This window comes from Aquabacterium olei (assembly GCF_003100395.1).
Lineage (GTDB): Bacteria > Pseudomonadota > Gammaproteobacteria > Burkholderiales > Burkholderiaceae_C > Aquabacterium > Aquabacterium olei.
Map to the genome: position 1 here is coordinate 2,226,068 of NZ_CP029210.1, position 18,972 is coordinate 2,245,039.

The 18,972-nt window shown below is 67.8% G+C and carries 4 protein-coding genes; 3 read left to right on the forward strand and 1 reads right to left on the reverse strand.

Annotated elements, in window-relative coordinates:
* Positions 1-39: 39 nt before the first annotated feature.
* Entirely contained in the window at positions 40-870 is an 831-nt protein-coding gene (gene murI / locus DEH84_RS10105) for a glutamate racemase (protein ID WP_109036750.1), read from the forward strand.
* Here the strand turns inward: murI and DEH84_RS10110 are convergent, their stop codons facing one another.
* On the reverse strand, positions 871-15,825 hold the full coding sequence (locus DEH84_RS10110) for a beta strand repeat-containing protein (protein ID WP_159098928.1): 14,955 nt from the start codon (positions 15,823-15,825) through the stop codon (positions 871-873). It abuts the gene before it with no gap.
* 371 nt (positions 15,826-16,196) lie between these two features.
* Here DEH84_RS10110 and DEH84_RS10115 point away from each other — a divergent pair, with 371 nt between their 5' ends.
* On the forward strand, positions 16,197-18,128 hold the full coding sequence (locus DEH84_RS10115; protein WP_109036752.1) for an O-linked N-acetylglucosamine transferase, SPINDLY family protein: 1,932 nt from the start codon (positions 16,197-16,199) through the stop codon (positions 18,126-18,128).
* 46 nt (positions 18,129-18,174) lie between these two features.
* Positions 18,175-18,948 carry a DUF5672 family protein gene (locus DEH84_RS10120; protein WP_109036753.1) on the forward strand — a complete coding sequence of 258 codons (774 nt, stop codon included), beginning with the start codon at positions 18,175-18,177 and terminating at the stop codon, positions 18,946-18,948.
* The last annotated feature ends 24 nt before the right edge of the window (positions 18,949-18,972 follow it).

Below are 18,972 nucleotides of genomic sequence, written 5' to 3' on the forward strand. Positions count from 1 at the left end.
CACATACCGTGCGCCGTTCACGACTGCGCACAACACACGATGCCTGATACCCCAGATGACGCGTCTTTGTCCCCTGTTGCCGGTGTGCGCATCGGGGTCTTTGATTCGGGCGTTGGAGGGTTGTCGGTGCTGCGGGCGCTGCGAGAGCAACTGCCTCAGGCTGAATTGCTGTATGTGGCGGATTCGGGGCACGCACCGTATGGAGAGAAGACGGACGCCTTTGTGGTCGCCCGTTCGCAGGCCATCGCCGACTTCCTGATGGCGCAAGGCGCCGACATGCTGGTGGTGGCGTGCAACACGGCCACGGCTGCAGCCGTTCAGGCTTTGCGCAACACTTGGCCGGATGTGCCCATCGTCGGGGTGGAACCGGGCATCAAGCCGGCCGCCACCTTGTCGCGCAACGGCAAGGTCGGGGTGCTCGCCACGGAAGGCACCCTGGCCAGCCAGCGCTTTCGCGACCTGCTCGCCCGGCACGGGCACACCGTGTCGGTGGTGACGCAGGCCTGTCCGGGACTCGCCCGCGAGATCGAGCTGGGCGAGCTCGATTCGCCCCAACTGCGGACGCTGGTGGCCACGTTTTCGCAGCCGCTCCTGCGGGCTGGCGTGGACACGGTCGTGCTGGGATGCACCCACTACCCCTTTGTCAGGGAGCTGTTTCAGGCCGTGCTGGGACCCACAGTGACCATCGTGGACACATCGGACGCGGTGGCACGCCGCGCCGCCGCACTGGCCGCAAGGGTGCCCCCACCGCCGCGAGCGACCGTGATGCCGGGCGCGGCTCGCTTATGGAGCAGCGGCGACCCAGCCCGTCTGAGCTCGGTCGCCGCTCGGTGGCTGGGGCTCATCGCCCCAGCGCACGCCCTGCCCTGATCAGATCAACAGGTTCTTGTTGGGGTCATCCAACAGGCCCTTCAACGGATCACTGACCAGGCTCACGTGCGTGTCGGACGCGGTGCTGTCTGCCGTGCCAGCCGGCGCCTCGGTCGGCGTTGCGCTGGCCGTCTGCGTGGACGTCACGCTCGAGCTGCCTGCAACGGCCTCGTTCGACAACTGTGCCAGACCGTCCACCTCGCCATGGTCGGCGAGCAGGTCGGAGGTCACCACCGGGGGCTCAGACGCTGTCGACTTGGCGAACCACACGTCAACCAGCGCGCGGGTGTCGCCCTGGGTCGTCGTGTAACTGGAGACCAGACCCAGCAGGTTGCCGTTGTCGACCTCCGTGCCACGGGTGGCGCCCAGGTCCATCGACACGATGCCCAGGTCGGCCAGCGAACGCAGTTCATGCGCCTGGCTGATGCCATCCCGGTTCGCGTCGACCCAGACCTGCAGTTGCGAGAAGGCCGCATCCCCGGCACTGAGCCGACCATCACCGTCCGTGTCCAGGGCGCGCAGGGCATCAAAGCCGTTGCCGATGTGACGCCCTTCGGCATCCCGGGTCCCGGACCCGAAGAGCTCGCGGCCGTCGTTGATGATGCCGTCACCGTTGTGGTCCATCACGAGCAGGCCGTCGTTGCCGCCGACCCAGCCCACCTGGCGACTCAGACCGTTGCCCATCAGGTCGAAGTTGACCCCCTCGCTGGCCAGCAGCGTCTGGATGCCATTGCCATCGAGGTCGAGCACGATCGGCGAGATCGCGGCCAGCGCGCCCTGTTGCTGTGCGGTCATGGCGGACAGCTGAGCCCCTGTGAAGGCCGCTGCCTGGTCCATGTCCAAAGCGCCGAGCTGGGTCGTCGACAGAGCCCCAACCTGCGCGGTCGTCATGGCCGCGATTTCGTCGGTGCTCAGCGTCGCGAACTGCGTGGGCGACAGGGCTACGATCTGCGCCGTGGTCAAGGCGACGATCTGGCTGCTGTTCAGGCTCTCGAACGCGTCGGTTCCGAGTGCCTGGATGGCGCTGGTCGACAGCGCACGGAGTGCAGCGGTGCTGAAGCTTGCAACATCGGCAGTGTCGATCGCCGCGACCTGGACCTGCGACAACGCGGCCGCCTGGGTTGACGTCAGCGCGCCAATCTGGTCCGCCTCGAAGGCCTTGAGGTCTTCAGGCGCCAGGGCAGCCACCTGGGCCGACTGCAGCACACGGATCTGCTCCGTGGTGAAGCTGCTGATCTGGGTGGTGTCCATGGCCTGGATCTGGGCGACGCTCAGGCCCGCGATCTGCGCCGTCGTCAGGCTGTCGACCTGGTCGGTGTTGAGCGCAAGGATCTGGCTGCTTGTCAGCGCGTTGAGTTGCGCCGACGTGAAGGCCACCACCTGCTCGGTGTGAAGCGCCCCGATGGCATCCGTGGACAGCCCGCGCACAGCCTGGGTCGACAGCACCTGGAGGTCTGCCGTGTCCATGGCCACGATCTGCGCCGTGGTGAGCGCTGCGACGTGACGGGTGTCGAACGCCGCCACCTGGGCGGTGGTCAGCGCAGGGATGTCGGCCGTTTCGATGGCGCGGAGCTGAGCGGTCGTCAGCGACACCAGCTGGGCCGTCGTCAGGGCGGCGATCTGTGCACTGTCGAGTGCCACCATCCCGGCGGTGTTCACGCCAGCCAGTGCCGTCGTGCTCAAGGCCGCCAGGTCAGCCGGCTGGATCGCTGCGATCTGCGCGGTGGTGAACGCCGCCACCTGGGTGGAGCCCAGGGTCGCCATCTGCGCGCTGGTGAGGGCCGCGATGTCGGCGGTCTCGATGGCGCGCAGCTGGCTCGTGGTCAGCGAGGCCACCTGGCTGGTGGTCAGTGCTGCGACCTGGGCGGTATCCAGCGCCGCGATGGCACTGGTGCCAAACCCGCGCAGTGCCTGCGTGGACAGAGCGCGCAGGTCAGCCGTTTCGATCGCCCCGATCTGGGCGGTGTCGAGTGCCTGGACCTGCGTGCTGCTGAGCGCGGCGAACTGGGTGGAGGTCAGCGCCTTCACGTCCTCCGTTTCCATTGCGGCAATCTGCGTTGTCTTCAGCGCGGCGACCTGGGCCGTGGTGAGCGCGGCCACCTGTGTGGTGGTGAGCGCAGCCACCTGGGCGGTGGTCAGGCCCTGGATCTGCACACTGGCCAGCGCACGGATGTGTGCGCTGCTCAGGGCACCGATGTCAGCAGTTTCGATCGCTGCCAGCTGCACGGTCGACAGCGCCGCCACCTGGTCGGTGGTGAGCGCAGCCACTTGTGCAGAGTCCAGCGCCACGATGCCTTCGGTGTTCAGCTGCCGGATGGCCGTGGTCGAGATCGCGCGGAGGTCCTCCGTCTGCATGGCGGCCACCTGATCGGTGCGCAGAGCACCGATCTGTCCGGCGGTCAGGACGGCCGCCTGCGTGGTCGACAGGGCGACGATGGCCGCCGTCGACAGCGCGGCAACCTGGGCCGTGCCCATGCCGGCCACCTGGTTGGTCGTCAACGCGGCCACTTGATCGGTGGCCAGGTTGGCCACGGCCAGCGTGGTGACTGCGCGCAACGCAGCGGGCGTGAGCGCCCCGATGTCGCGGGTTTCGATCGCCACAACCTGTTCGCTGTTGAGCGCCCCCACCTGCGCAGCGCTCAGCGCGCCGACTTGGGCACTGCTCAAGGCAGCGATGTCACGGGTCTCGAACGCGGCAACCTGGCTGGAACCGAGGCTCGCAATCTGGGCCGTGGTCACCGCCGCGATCTGCTCGCTCGACAGGCTGACGATGGCATCGGTGCTGATCACACGCAGTGCAGCGGTGCTCAGCGCCCCGATGTCCCGGGACTCGATGGCCGCCAGCTGCGTGGTTCCGAGCGCAGCGACCTGAGCCGATGTCAGGGCGCCGAACTGCGCGCTCGTCATCGCGACGATGTCATCGGTTTCGATGGCCGCGACCTGGCTGGTGGTGAGCGAGGCCACCTGTGTGGTGTTCAGTGCCACGATCTGGGCCGTGTTCAGGGCCGCAATGCCCGACGTGCTGAGGCCCTTGAGGGCGACGGCATCGACTGCGCCAATGTCCGACGTCTCGATGGCCGCCACCTGCGCGGTGTTGAATGCGGCCAGCTGGTTACGGGACAGCGCCGCGATCTGGGCACTGTTGAGGGCCGAGACGTCCTCAGGCTGCAGGCCACCGATCTGCGTGGTGGTCAGCGCAGCAACCTGGGCGGTCGAGAGCGCCGCCACCTGGGCGGTGTCCAGCGCAACGATCTGAGCGGTGCCCAGGCTCACCACCTGCGCGGTGGTCAGCGCGCGGATCTGGGTCGACCCCAGCGCGGCCACGTCGGCGGTTTCCATCGCGGCGATCTGGGTCGTGCTCAGGGCAGCGACCTGCGCCGTGTTCAGCGCGGCAACCTGCGCGCTGGTCAGCGCCTGGATGGCATCCGTGCCCAGCGCACGCAGCGCAGCGGTGCTCAGAGCCCGCACATCGGTGGTCTCCATGGCCGCCAGTTGGCTCGTGCTCAGGGCAGCCACTTGCTGCGACGACAGGTTCGCAACCTGCACCGAGGTCAGCGCCACCACATCGGCAGTCTCGAGTGCCGCCATCTGGCTCGTGGTCAGGGCAGCGACCTGCGCGGTCGACAGGTTCGCCACCTGGTCGGACGTGAGGGCTGCGATGGCAGCCGAGCCCAGTGCGCGCAGCGCGGAGGTCGACAGCGCACGGATGTCCGTGGTCTCGATCGCCGCAACCTGCTGCGTGTTGAGCGCAGCGACCTGGGCGCTTCCCAGCACCGCGATCTGGGCGCTGTTGAAGGCTGCAATGTCCTCGGCCTCGAGCGCGGCGACCTGGGTCGTGGTCAACACCGCGACCTGGTTGGTGCCCAGCGCAGCCAGTTGCGTGCTCGTCATCGCACCGATCTGAGCCGAGGTCAGCGCAGTGGTCTGGGCCGTGGTCATGGCCCGCAGCGCACCGGAGCTCAGAGCCGAGATGTCGCCCGTTTCAAAGGCGGCCACCTGGGCGGTTGTCAGGCTGGCGACCTGCGCGCTTGTCAGCACAGCCACCTGGGCACTGCTCAGGGCGGCCACGCCTTCCGGGGTCAGGCCACGCAGGGCCTGTCCGGACAACGCCTGCAGGTCTGCCGTCTCCAGGGCTGCAGCCTGGGCCGTGTCCAGGGCAGCCACCTGGCTGCTGGTCAGCCCGGTCACCTGCACGCTGGTCAAGGCCACGATGTCGGCAGTGGACAGCACGGCCACCTGTGCCGACGTGAGCGCCGAGAGCTGCGCGCTGCTGAGGTTGGAAAGTTGCTCGGTGTTGAGCGTCTGGATGCCGGTCGTGCCGATGGCGCGCAGGGCGGCGGTATTCAGCCCGCGGACATCGCTCGTTTCGATGGCCTGCAGTTGCGCGGTGGTCAACGCGGCGGCCTGCGTCGAGGACAGGGCGCCGAGCTGGCGGCTGTCCATCGCCGCAATGTCAGCGGTCTCGATCGCAGCGACCTGCGTGCTGCTCAGGGCACTCACCTGCTGAACGCTGAGCGCTGCGACCTGGTTGGTATCGAGCGCCGCGATCTGCGCGGTGGTGAAGGCAGCCAGCTGAGCCGTGCGAAGGGCCTGGATCTGTGTCGAGTTGAGAGACGCCAGGTCACCGGTCTCGATGGCGGCCACCTGTGTCGTGCTGAGGGCAGCCAACTGGGTCGTGGTCAGCGAGCCGACCTGCAGGCTCGACAGAGCCGCGATGGCGGCCGTACCGAGCGTCTGCAACCCAGACGTGGTGATGGCGCGGAGGTCCTCCGTCTCCATGGCCGCCAGCTGGGCCGTGGTCAGAGCGGCCACCTGGTTGTTGGCCAGCGCGGCGATCTGCGACGTGGTCAGCGCCGCCATGTCGCCGGTTTCGATGGCAGCAACCTGTGCGGTGCTGAGGGCGCCGATCTGGCCGGTGGTCAACGCAGCCACCTGTGCGCTGGTGAGCGCGGCCACGTTGGCCGTGCTCAGGCCACGCAAGGCGGCCGCGGAAAGCGCCCGCACATCGTCATTGCCCAGGGCCACAACCTGGTCGGCGCTCAAGGCGGCGACCTGAGCGCTGGTGAGCGCGGCGACCTGGGTGCTGTTGAGGGCAGCGATGTCATCGGTCCCCAACGCGCCGATCTGGCTTGTGCGCAGGCTGGCGATCTGCCCGGAAGTGAGGGCTGCAACCTGGGTGGCGCTCAAGGCACCGATCTGGTCCGCACTCAAGGCCGTCAGCTGTGCCGGCGACAAGGCGCGCAGCTGCACGCTGTCCAGCACGGCGAGGTCAGCAGTTTCTACGGCCTGCAGTTGGCCTGTGGTGAGCGCCGCAATCTGGGTGCTGCCCAAGGCGGCGACCTGCGTGGTGGTCAGCGCCGCGACAGCCGATGTGGACAGCCCCTGCAGGGCAGCGGGCGTCAGCGTCCGCAGATCGGCCACCTCGATGGCCTGAACCTGCGCGGTGGTGAGGCCGGCCAGCTGTGCACTGCTCAGTGCAGCAGCCTGCGAGCCAGTCAGTGCGGCGATGTCAGCCGTTTCCATGGCACCGAGCTGTGTGCGGGTGAGCGCGGCCACCTGGGTGGTGGTCAGCGCCTGAACCTGATCGGTCTCCAACGCAGCCAGCTGTGCGGTCCCCAGCGACCGCAGCGCGGTGCTGCCGATCGCCTGGAGGGCCGCTGTGCCCAACGCGGCGGCCTGAGCCGTGCTGAGGGCCGCAACCTGGGCGCCACTCAGAGCCGTCGCCTGCACCGAGGTCAGGGCACCGATGTCACTGGTGGTGAGCGTCGCGATCTGCTGGGTGCTCAGGGCGGCGACCTGCTGCGTCGTCAGCGCGGCCACCTGGTCGGTGCCGAGCGCCAGCACGCCTTCCGTACCCAAGGCACGCAGCGCAGCCGCACTCAAGGCCTTGATGTCGCCCGTTTCGATGGCGGCGATCTGGGCGGTGGTCAGCGCCTGTGCTTGCGTGCTGGTCAGGGCGCCAATCTGGGCGCTGTCCATGGCCGCCACGTCGGCGGTTTCGATGGCTGCGATCTGTGCTGTGTTCAGCGCAGCGATCTGACCGCTGCTCAGGGCAGCAATCTGGCTGGAATGCAGCGCGGCGATCTGCGCCGTGGTCATGCCAGCCAGCTGAGCGCTGCTGAGCGCACGGAGCTGGCCGCTCGAGAGCGCGGCCAGGTCGGCCGTTTCAATGGCCGCCAGTTGCGCGCTGCTCAGGCCCGCCACCTGCATGCTGGTGAGGGCGCCGATCTGGCTGCTGGACAGCGCGACGATGGCATCGGTACCCAGGGCGCGCAACGCGACCGTGCCGAGTGCGCGCAGGTCTTCCGTCTCGACCGCCTGGATCTGGCTGGTCGTGAGCGCGGCCGCCTGTGCGGAGGTCATGGCCTTCATCTGGTCGACCGTGAGGGCCGCGACATCGGCGGTCTCCATGGCGGCGACCTGCGCGGTGCTCAAGGAAGCGACCTGCGCGGTGGTCAGGCTCGCCACCTGCTGGGTGGTCAAGCCTGCAATCGCCGCGGTGCCCAGGCCACGCAGAGCAGCGGCAGACAGCGCACGCAGGTCCTCGGTCTCCATCGCCACGAGTTGCGACGTGCTCAGGGCAGCGACTTGAGCGCTGCCCAGGGCCGCCGCCTGCGCGGTCGTGAGGGCCGCAACGTCCTGCGTCTCCATCGCAGCGATCTGCGAAGTCTGCAGGCTGGCGATCTGGCCTGTGCTCAGCGAGGCGATCTGGCTGCTGCCCAACCCGACGATCTGTGCCGTGGTGAGCGAGGCAATCTGTGCGCTGCCCAAGCCCTTGAGCTGGTCTGCCGTGAGGACAGCCAGGTCACCGGTCTCGATGGCGGCCACCTGAGCGGTCGTCAACGCGGCCACCTGGGCGCTGCTCAGCGCAGCCACCTGCTCGGTCGACAGCGCAGCGATGACGGACGTCGTCAGGCCGCGCAAGGCCGCGGTGCTCAAAGAGCGGACGTCCAGCGACTCGACCGGTTGAATCTGGGCGGTCGACAAGGCGGCCAGTTGGGCGCTGTTCATGACCGCCATCTGGCTGGAGGTCAGGGCGGCAACGTCCTGCGTTTCCATGGCCGCGATCTGGGCCGTGGTGAGGGCCTGGATCTGGCCCGTGGTGAGGGCCTGGACCTGAGATGTCGTCAGGGCCTCGATCTGGGCGGTACCCATGGCCTTCAGTGCCACCGTGCCGATGGCCTGGAGGTCCCCCGTGTCGATGGCAGCCACCTGAGCCGTTGTCAGGGCGGCAAGCTGTGTGCTGGTCAGGGCCGCCACCTGCGCAGAGGTCAGCGCAACGACACCTGCCGTGTCGATCGCGGCCAACTGCGACGTCGCGAGCGCTGCGACCTGAGCAGAGCTCAGATTGGCAAGCTGCTCAGTGGACAGCGCGCCGATGGACGCGGTGCCGAGGGCACGCAGTGCAGCGGTGCTGAGGGCACGAATGTCCGTGGTCTCGATCGCGGCCACCTGGGCCGTGGTCAGCGCGGCAACCTGGGCGCTGTTGAGTGCACCGATCTGGGCGCTGCTCATCGCGGCCAGGTCTGCCGTCTCGATGGCTGCAACCTGAGCTGTGCTCAGCGACGCCACCTGACTGCTGCTCAAGGCCGCCACCTGCTCGGTGGACAGCGCTGCAATGGCGGCCGTGCCAAGCGCACGGATCGCCTGGCTCGACAAGGCACGCAGATCGGCGGCGTCGATGGCTGCCAGCTGGCTGGTGCTAAGGCCCGCGACATGGGCGGAAGACAAGGCACCGATGTGGGCGCTCGTCATCGCACGGAGGTCATCGGTCTCAAGTGCGGCCACCTGGGCGGTGCTCAATGCCGCGACTTGAGCAGTACTCAGACCCGCGATCTGGGTCGTGTCCAGAGCCTGCAGTTGGGCCGTGGTGAGCGCGCCCACCTGGGCCGTACCCAGAGCGCGGAGCTGGTTCACCGACAGGGCAGCCAGATCACCGGTCTCGATGGCCGCCACCTGGGCGGTGCTCAGGCCCGCGAGCTGTGTGCTGGTCAGTGCTGCAACTTGGCTGCTGGTCAAGGCCGCGATCGCATCCGCACCCAGCGCACGCAAGGCCGACGACGTCATCGCACGCAGGTCCGCGGTTTCGATGGCCGCCACCTGGGCCGTGTTCAGCGCTGCCAGCTGGCTGCTGGTGAGCGCCGCTGCCTGCGTCTCGGTCAGCGCGGCGATGTCAGCGGTTTCGATGGCGGCAACCTGGGTTGACGACAGCCCCGCAATCTGCCCCGTGCTCAGGGTTGCAATCTGGCTGGTGCCGAGGGCCGCGATGGCATCGGTGCCGAGGCCACGCAGCGCGGTGGGAGACAGCGCCCGCAGGTCGCTGGTCTCGATGGCCGCCACCTGGGCGGTCGAGAGCGACGCCAGCTGGGTGCTGTTCAAGGCAGCAAACTGGGTGCTCGTCATCGCGGCCACGGTGGCCGTGTCGAGCGCAGCCAGCTGAACCGGCTTGAGCGCCGACACCTGCAGGCTGGTCAGGGCAACCACCTGGGCCGTGCTGAGGGCAGCCACTTGGGTGCTGCCGAGCGCGCCAACCTGGCTGGTGTTGAGCGCGCGGATCTGATCGGCGCCCAGCGCGGCCAGGTCAGTGGTCTCGATCGCCGCGATCTGGGCCGAGCTGAGGCCTGCGACCTGCTGTGTGGTGAGCGCACCCACCTGCAGGCTGGTCAGCGCTGCCACGGCATCGGTACCCAGTGCGCGCAGTGCGGCGGGATTCAAGGCGCGGATGTCGGTGCTTTCCATCGACGCCAGCTGTGCGGTCGTCAGCGCCGCAGCTTGCGTGCTGTTCAGTGCGGCAAACTGGGCGGTGGTCATGGCCACCAGGTCACCCGTTTCGATGGCCCGAATCTGGCCGGTGTTGAGCGTGGCGACCTGTGTGCTGCTCAGTGCACTGAGCTGCTCCGAGGTCATCGCGGCCACGGCCGCCGTGCCAAGCGACTGCAAGGCGGCTGAACTCAGCGCGCGCAGGTCGGAGGATTCGATCGCGGCCACCTGGGCCGTCGTCATCGCGGCCAGCTGGGCGCCGGTCAGGGCTGCGGCCTGCGCGGTCGTCAGGGCCACGATGTCCTCGGTGCCCAGCGCCGCGACCTGGGTCGTGGTGAGAGCGGCAATCTGCACGGAGCTGAGTGCGGCCACCTGCGCCGAGCTCAGCGCCTGGATCGCATCGGTGCCCAATGCCCGCAGGCCCGCCACATTGATGGCGCGGATGTCGCCCGAGTCGATGGCGGCGATCTGGCTGGTCGACAGCGCGGCAATCTGCGCACTGCCCAGCGCGCCGATCTGCGCACTGCCCAGGGCCTGGATCATGGCCGTGTCCAGCGCGCCGACCTGCGTGACCGTCAACGCGGCCACCTGTCCGCTTGCCAGGGACGCAATCTGCTCGGTCGAAAGGGCTGCCAGCTGGCTGGTTCCCAGTGCGGCGATCTGGACAGAACCCAGCGCCCGCAACTGGGTGCTCGACATCGCCGCCACGTCGGCGGTTTCAATGGCAGCCACTTGAGCGGTGCTCAGCCCGGCCACCTGTGCGGAAGTCAGCGCGGCCACCTGCTCGGACGTCAGTGCGGCGATCTGGGCCGTGCCCAGCGCGCGCAACGCGCCGGAGCTGATGGCGCGCAGGTCGGTTGTTTCCAGCGCCGCAACCTGCTGCGTGGTCAGTGCCGCCAGCTGCGCGGAACCGAGTGCCGCGACCTGCGCTGTCGTCAGAGCGGCCACATCGGCGGTCTCCATCGCGGCGACCTGCGCCGTGTTCAGCGATGCAACCTGTGCGGAGGTCAAGGCCGTGATCTGGGCCGTGTCCAGGGCCGCGATGCCATCGGTGCTCAACGCACGGAGGGCCTGCGGGTTCAAGGCCCGAAGATCGGCGGTCTCCAGCGCGGCAATCTGTGCGCTGCTCAAGGCCGCGGCCTGCGCGCTGGTCAGGGCGGCGGCCTGCGCCGTGGTCAACCCCTGGATGCTGTTGGTGCTGAGCGCGGCAATCTGGTTGGTGTCGAGGGCGGCCAGTTGGGCCGACGTCAGCGACGCAATGTGGTTGCTCGACAGAGCCTGGATACCCGCCGTGTCGATGGCCCGCAGCGCCGTCGACGACAGCGCCTTCATGTCGGACGCATCAATGGCGACGAGCTGGGCTGTGCTCAGGGCCTGGATCTGTGCGCTGTTCAGCGCGCCGACCTGGCTGCTGCTGAGCGCAGCCATCTCGGCATCGCTGAATGTTGCCAGCTGCGCTGCGCTCAGCGCAGCGACCTGTGGCACGCCAAGCGCGGCGACCTGGGTGCTGTTCAGCGCGGCGATCTGAGTCGTGCTCATCGCCGCCAGCTGAGCGGCACTGAGTGCACGCAGTTGTTCCGCGCCCAGCACACCGAGGTCTGCGGTCTCCATGGCCGCCATCTGGGTGGTGGTCAGGGAAGCAATCTGCGCGGAAGTCAGCGCAGCCGCTTGCTCTGTGGTCAACGCCGCGATCGCTTCCGTGGTGAACCCCTTCAGCGACCCGGTCACCAGCGAACGCACGTCCACCGTTTCCATTGGCGTGACCTGCTCCGTACGCAACGCACCGAGTTGCGCGCTGCTCAGCGCGGCCACCTGGACGGATGTCAAGGCCACGATGTCGGCGGTTTCAAGCGCAGCAATCTGCGCCGTGGTCAGCGCCGCCACCTGGGCCGTGGTCAGTGCAGCCACTTGCGCCGTGGTCAGGGCGACGATGCCGTCCGTACCCAGGCCGCGCAGGGCCGCCGTGCTTATGGCACGCAGGTCGTCCGCCTCCATCGCGGTCACCTGCGCCGCCGTCAGGGCCGCCACTTGCGTGCTGCCCAAAGCGGCCATCTGCGCGGAGTTCAGAGCCGCCAGGCCACCCGTCTCGATGGCGGCAATCTGGGCCGTGGTCAGTGCCGCGACCTGCGCGCTGGTCAGGGCTGCGATCTGGTCCGAGGTCATGGCCGCAATGGCCGCCGTGCTGACCGCCTTCAGGGCGGCCGCCGACATGGCACGCAGATCGGTCGTTTCCATCGCGGCCACCTGGGCCGTGCCCAGTGCCGCAGCCTGCGTGCTGCTCAAGGCCGCAACCTGGGTGGAGCTCATGGCCACAATGTCAGCGGTTTCGATCGCGGCAACCTGAGCCGTGGTCAGCGCTGCCACCTGGGCACTGGACAGAGAAGCAATCTGGTCGCTGCTCAGCGCTGCAATGCCCTCGGTGCTCACGGCACGCAGGGCTGCCACGTTCAGCGCCTTGATGTCCTGGGTCTCGATGCCGACCAATTGCGCAGTCGACAAGGCCGCGACCTGCACAGACGTGAGGGCCCCCACTTGCGCGCTGGTCAGCGCGGCGATGTCGGTGCTGTCCAGCGCTGCGATCTGCTCTGTGCGCAGCGCAGCGACTTGTGCCGTGGTCAGGCCGCCCAACTGGGCGCTGTCCAGCGCGGCGATCTGCGCCGTGTTCATGCCGGCGACTTGCGCAGCGGTCAGCGCACGCAGCTTGTCCGCGCCCAACGCTGGCAGATCAGCCACCTCGATGGCGGCCACCTGGGCCGTCGTCAGCGCCGCAAGCTGAGCCGAGCTCAGGGCGGCGATCTGTGCACTGTCCAGCGCGACGATCGCGTCGGTGCCCAGCGCACGAACGGCGGCAGGCGACATGGCCCGCAGGTCGGCGGCATCAATGGCTGCCACCTGGGCGGTATTGAGCGCAGCAACCTGGGCGCTGCTCAACGCGGCAATCTGGCCGCTGCTCATCGCTGTCAGGTCACCGTTGCTCAGCGCGGCAACCTGGTCGGTCGTCAGCGCTGCCACCTGTGCCGTGGTCAGGGCGGCGATCTGTTCGGTGGACCAGGCTTGAATGCCGCTCGTACCGATGGACTTCACCGCATTCACGCCAAGGGCAGCCACATCACGTGACTCCATGGCGGCCAGTTGCGCGGTCGTCATGGCCGCCACCTGGGCAGAACCGAGCGCGGCGACCTGAGCGGTCGTCAGGCCGGCGATGTCGGTGGTTTCGATGTTTGCGATCTGGGAGGTGCTCAGCGACGCCACCTGCGCCGTCGTCAGGGCCGCCACCTGCTCGGAAAACAAGGCCGCCATGCCGGCTGTGCCCAGCCCGCGCAGCGCCGCTGCGCTCACGGCGCGCAGGTCACCCGTCTCGAGCGCGGCCACTTGTGCTGTGCTCAGTGCGGCCAGCTGGCTGCTGCCCAGTGCCGCGGCCTGAACCGATGTCAAGGCGGCAACCTGGGCGGTATCGAGCGCAGCGATCTGCGTCGTCCCCAGACCGGAGACCTGAACGGCAGACAGCTCACCGATCTGGCTGGTGCTCAGGGCGCCCACCTGGGTGGAGCCCAGCGCAGCCAACTGCGCCGATGAGAGCGCCCGCAGTTGTGCACCGCTCATGGCGGCCACATCGGCCGATTCGATGGCAGCGATCTGGGTCGTCGTCAACGAGGCAATCTGCCCTGTGCTGAGGGCAGCCACGTGGCTGCTGTCCAGCGCGGCGATGGCATCGGTTCGCAGCCCGCGCACTGCCACGGCGCTCAGCGCGCGAAGGTCTGCGGTTTCCATGGCCGCCACCTGGGCGGTCGTGAATGCGGCCGTCTGCGTGCTGCTCAATGCCCCGAACTGCGCGGTGGTCATGGCGACCACATCGGCCGTCTCCAGCGCGGCCAGCTGCGTGGTCGTCAACGAGGCCACCTGCCCCGACCCCAGCGCAGCGACCTGCTCCCCCGTCAGGGCCGCAATGGCAGCCGTCCCCAGCCCGCGCAACGCGCTGGTCGACAAGGCCTTCATGTCGCCGGAATCAATGGCGACGATCTGCTCGGTGCTGAGTGCCCCGATCTGTCCCGAGGTCAGGCCGGCGATCTGTGCCGAGCTCATCGCCGTCAGGTCTTCTGCAGCCAGCGCAGCCACCTGGGCCGTGCTGAGCGCGGCCACCTGGGACGATGTGAGCGCCGCAATCTGGCTGCTGTCCAGCGCAGCCACTTGCGCGGTCGTCAGGCCGCCGATCTGCATCGAGTTGAAGGCGCGGAGTTGTGCGCCAGACAACGCGGCCAGGTCGCTCGTCTCGATGGCGGCCACCTGAGCCGTCGTCATTGCAGCGACCTGAGCGACGCTCAGGCCCGCGACCTGCTGGCTGCTCAGCGCAGCGATGGCATCGGCGCTCAGTGCGCGGAACGCGGCCGGGCTCATCGCGGCCAGGCTGGTGCTCTCGAGCGCGGCAAGCTGCGCGGCACCCAGCGCGGCGGTATGCGTGCTGTTCAGCGCAGCGACCTGCGACACGCCAAGGGCTGCGATGTCGGCGCTCTCGATGGCCGCCACCTGTTGCGAGGTCAAGGCGGCAATCTGTGCCGACGACAGGGCGCCGACCTGCTCGGAGGTCAGCGCCACCACGCCAGCGGTCGTCATCGCGCGCAGCGCGGTCGTGTTCATCGCACGGAGGTCACCGCTCTCGATCACCTGAACCTGTGCCGTGGTGAGCGCAGCCACCTGGGCACTGCCCAGAGCGCCCATCTGTGCCGCGGTGAGTGCCACCACATCTGCGGTCTCCATCGCGGCCAGTTGCTGCGGCGTAAGACCGGCGACCTGCCCGGAGCTCAACGCTGCGATCTGCTCGGTCGACAGCGCCACGATGGCATCCGTGCTCAAGCCCTTGATGGCTGTCGGCGTCATGGCCCGCAGATCGGCCGTCTCCATCGCGGCGATCTGCGCCGTGGTCAGAGCCGCCACCTGGGTGCTCGACATCGCGGCCACCTGAGCCGGCGTCAGGGCGGCAATGCCGCCCGTGGTCAGCGCAGCCACCTGCTCGGTGCTCAATGCACCGACCTGCTGGCTGCTCATGGCCGCAACCTGTTCCGTTCCAAGAGCGGCCATGGCGGCCGTCGTCAGGCCGCGCACGGCCGTCGTGTTCAGCTGACGGATGTCCTGCGAGTCAATGGCTGCCACATGGGCCGTGTTGAGCGCAGCCAGCTGGGTGCTGGACAGCGCCCCGACCTGTGCGCCCGTCATCGCTGCCAGATCTTCTGTCTCCAGAGCAGCCAGCTGCGCCGTGCCCAGCGCGGCGACCTGGGTGGTCGACAGGCCAGCGATCTGCTCCGACGTCATGGCCGCAATCTGAGCTGTGCTCAGGCCAGCAAGCTGAGCCGCGCTCAGCGCACGCAGCTGCGTGGTGCTCAGCAGTTGCAGGTCCTCGGTCTCGATGGCCCGCACGGCACTCGACGACAACGATGCCAGCTGCGCCGTCGTCAGGCTGCCGACCTGCTCGGTCGTCAGGGCCGCAATGGCGGCGGTGCTGAAGGCCCGCAGGGCGTTCGGCGACAGCGCGCGCACGTCACCGGCCTCGATCGCCTGAACCTGGGTCGTGGTCAATGCGGCCACCTGCACGCTGTTCAGTGCAGCGATCTGTGCCGACGACAGGGCTGCGATGTCCGCCGTTTCCAACGCTGCAATCTGCGATGTCAACAAGGCAGCGATTTGCCCCGTGGTGAGCCCGCCCACCTGCTCTTCCGTCAGTCCGGCAATCGCTTGCGTGCTCAGACCGCGCAGCGCCGTCGAGTTGAAAGCCCGCACCGTGCCGGCGTCGACACCGCCCAGCTGTTGCGTCGTGAGGACCCCCAGCTGGGTGCTGTTGAACGCGCCGATCTGCGTGGTCGAGAATGCACCGAACACCGCAGAGCTCAGCGACGCCACCTGGGCCGTGTTCAAGGACGCAATCTGCTGCGCCTGCAGGCCCGACACGATGTCGGCCCCGAGGCTGCCGAACTGCTCGGCCGACAAGGCCGCGAGCTGCGCCGTCGACAGCACCCGCATCTCACCGGCTTCCAGTCCCTTGAGTTGCTCGGTGGTCAGCATGGACAGCGCAGCCGTCTGCAAAGAACGCAGCTGGCTGGTGGTCAACGCCTGGATCTGTTCGGAGGTGAACACGGCCCAGTCGCTCGTTGTGAGGCTGGCGATCTCGCTGGCCGTCAAGGCGGCGATTTCGCTGGGGGTCATGTTCGTGATGTTGATGGCCATAGTTCACCCGACTCGATGCAGATTTCGCAGGCCGAAACGTTCACTTGAGCTCCAGACGCTTCGGCACGGATACCAAGCAGCCTAGGGCGTCACCCTTCTTTACAAACGCCGGAAAAGGGGACGGTTCGACCTTTAACATTCGTCGCTGTCGGCTTCGATACCGACATCGACATCGTCTTATCGACCACCCCAGTCGAAACTTTTGTCTTTTTTGACTTGCACCGTCGGGAGAGGCGGCCGCACATGCGTGAGAAATAGCGCACGCCCGGGGGACTTTTCACCCGAATGACGGCAGCGCGCGGAGCGAACATCCAGAAGATGCCTTCCCGTGTGTTCCTGGAGCCCCGTTCATGAGTGATGCCGCCGTTGTTGCCACCGAGACGCCTTTGAGCGGTGACCCACAGCAAGACCGTGAGTACCTCTTCAAAGCGGTCGAGAAGCAGGGCCTCGGTCACACCGACGAGGCCGAGCAGATGTTCAGGCACTACCTGGCGCTTTACCCCGGCGATGCCATTGCGCTGTACTCGCTGGCCGTCATCCTGATGCAGCGTGCCGATCCGCCGGGCGCACTGGCCTTGCTCGAAAAAGGACTGCAGACGACCCCCGGCTTCGCGCCGCTGTGGGGCGCACAAGGCTTTGCTCTGCAGGCACTGGGCGAGCGCGAGCGGGCGCTGGCCAGCTACGAACGCGCCATCGAATTGAAGCCCGACTACACCGAGGCCCTGATCAACAGCGGTGCGCTGCTGCGAGAAAAGCACCAGCATGCGGCCGCCCTGCAGCGCTTCCAGGCCGTGCTCGCCGTGCAGCCCGACCATCAATCTGCCTTGGGCAACACCGCCATCCTCCTCGGCGAATTCAAGCAATCTGCCGAAGCCATCGCCACCCTGCGTCGCCTTCTGACACTCAATCCCGACTACGACTACGGGCTCGGCCTGCTCAGCTACGAACAGCTCCTGGTGTGCGACTGGGAGGGCCATGCACCGCTCCGACAGCGCATCCTGGATGGCCTACGGGCGGGACAGCGCACGTGCAAGTCACTCGGGCTCATGGCCATCTCCGACGAGGCGAGCGACCACCAGCAATGTGCCCGCCTGTTTGCGGAACAACGCTACCGCCCTGCTTCCACCCGCTACTGGCGAGGCGAACGCTATCGCCACAAGAAGATCCGCATCGCCTACGTGTCGCCAGACCTCCGCGAACACCCGGTCGGACACCTGATGGCCGGCATCTTCGAGCGCCATGATCACAGCCGGTTCGAGACCATCGCCATCTCCATCGGTGTGGACGACAACAGCCGTCTCCGCGCCCGCATGCTGAAGGCGTTCGACCACTTCATCGACGCCAGAGGGATGAGCGCCCGCGAGGTGGCTCAAAGGATGCGCGAGATGGAGGTGGACATCGCCATCGACCTTGCCGGCTACACCTCCGATGCGCGCACCGACATCTTCTGCCACCGCCCTGCCCCGGTTCACATCAACTACCTGGGTTACCCCGGCACGCTGGGCATGTCCGACATGGACTACATCATTGCCGACCGGCATGTGATCCCGCCGGAGCACCAGCGCTTCTACGACGAGAAGGTGCTGTACCTGCCCGACACCTATCTGCCGACCGACAACAGCGTCGAGATCGCGGCGCAGACCCCGACCCGCGCCGAGTGCGGCCTGCCCGAGGACGCCTTTGTCTTCTGCTCGTTCAACCACGACTACAAGATCTCGCCGGAGGTCTTCGACAGCTGGATGCGCGTGCTGGCACAGGTGCCCAACAGCGTGCTGTGGCTCATGTCTCGCAACGAAATCGCGCAAGGCAATCTGCGCAAGGAAGCGCAAGCCCGCGGCATCGATGCATCACGGCTCGTCTTCGCCAAGCGCGTTCCCCGGGTCGAGGATCACCTGGCGCGCTACCGCCAGGCGGATCTGTTCCTGGACACCCACCCCTACAACGCGCACACCACCTGTGCGGACGCGCTGATGGCCGGCTTGCCCGTGCTCACGCGCATGGGCCACTCCTTCCCCTCTCGCGTGGCCGGCAGCGTCCTGCATGCCGTCGGCATGCCGGAGCTGGTCACGCACGATGTAGCAGGCTACGAGGCGCTGGCCGTGGAGCTGGCCACGGACCGCCCGCGCCTGCAGCGCCTGCGAGAGCAACTCGCGCGCAACAAGGCCACCCACGCGCTGTTCGACACCGAGCAGTTCTGCCGGAACCTCGAGGCCATCTACATCGCCGTGTGGCGCCAGCAGCAACTCGGTGACGCACGCGATGCGCTGAGCGCCGCGGCCTGACTTGACGAGCGTCGCCTCCACATCCCATCGAACAGCTCGCGCCACCATGACCCAGCACACGCTCGTCCTCATCCCCATCTACAGGCCCGTGCTGGACAGGCGGGAAACGGCCTCGGTCGACCAGTCGATGGCCGTGCTCCGCAGCACCGGTCGCCCCTGCGTCTTCATCGGCCCCGAAGGCATGGACACCGGCTGGTATGCCGAGCGCTACCCTGACGTGCCCGTGATGCGCTTTCCGGCTCGCTTCTTCAGCTCCATCAAAGGCTACAACCTCTTGATGCTGGACCCGGACTTCTACCGGGGATTCGCCGGCCATGACTTCGTCCTGATTCTGCAGACGGACGCCTTCCTGCTTCACGATGCACTGGACCACTGGGCGGCCCGTCCCTACGACTACATCGGTGCGCCCTGGCCTGAAGGGATGGAGGTCCTCGTCAGCACCGACCGGTTTGCCGGGCCGCACGCGCGCAAGGTTCGTGCTCGGGTCGGCAATGGCGGACTGAGCCTGAGGCGCATCGACAAGTGCGTGGCGCTGCTTCAGGAGTTTCCACAGAGCCTGGAGGTCTTCCGCCACACCGGTTCCAGCGAGGACCTGTTCTTCGGCTTGCTGGGGCCCCTGTCGCTCGACTTCGTGATGCCAGGCGAAGTCGAAGCCTCCTGTTTCGCCATGGAGTTGCAGCCCCCACACTACTTCCACGTCAACGGGCAGCGGGAGCCCATGGGCGCTCACGCCTGGTGGAAGTACGACCCGGCCTTCTGGGTCAGCCGGGTACCCAGCCTGGCTCATGCACTGAACGAACCCACCGCGGCAGCCGTGTAAGGCGCCATTGCGCGGAATACCCGT

Coding starts and splice junctions, on each gene's coding strand:
- murI (WP_109036750.1), top strand. CDS start 40: ATGCCTGATACCCCAGATGACGCGTCTTTGTCCCCTGTTGCCGGTGTG.
- DEH84_RS10110 (WP_159098928.1), bottom strand. CDS start 15,825: ATGACCCCCAGCGAAATCGCCGCCTTGACGGCCAGCGAGATCGCCAGC.
- DEH84_RS10115 (WP_109036752.1), top strand. CDS start 16,197: ATGAGTGATGCCGCCGTTGTTGCCACCGAGACGCCTTTGAGCGGTGAC.
- DEH84_RS10120 (WP_109036753.1), top strand. CDS start 18,175: ATGACCCAGCACACGCTCGTCCTCATCCCCATCTACAGGCCCGTGCTG.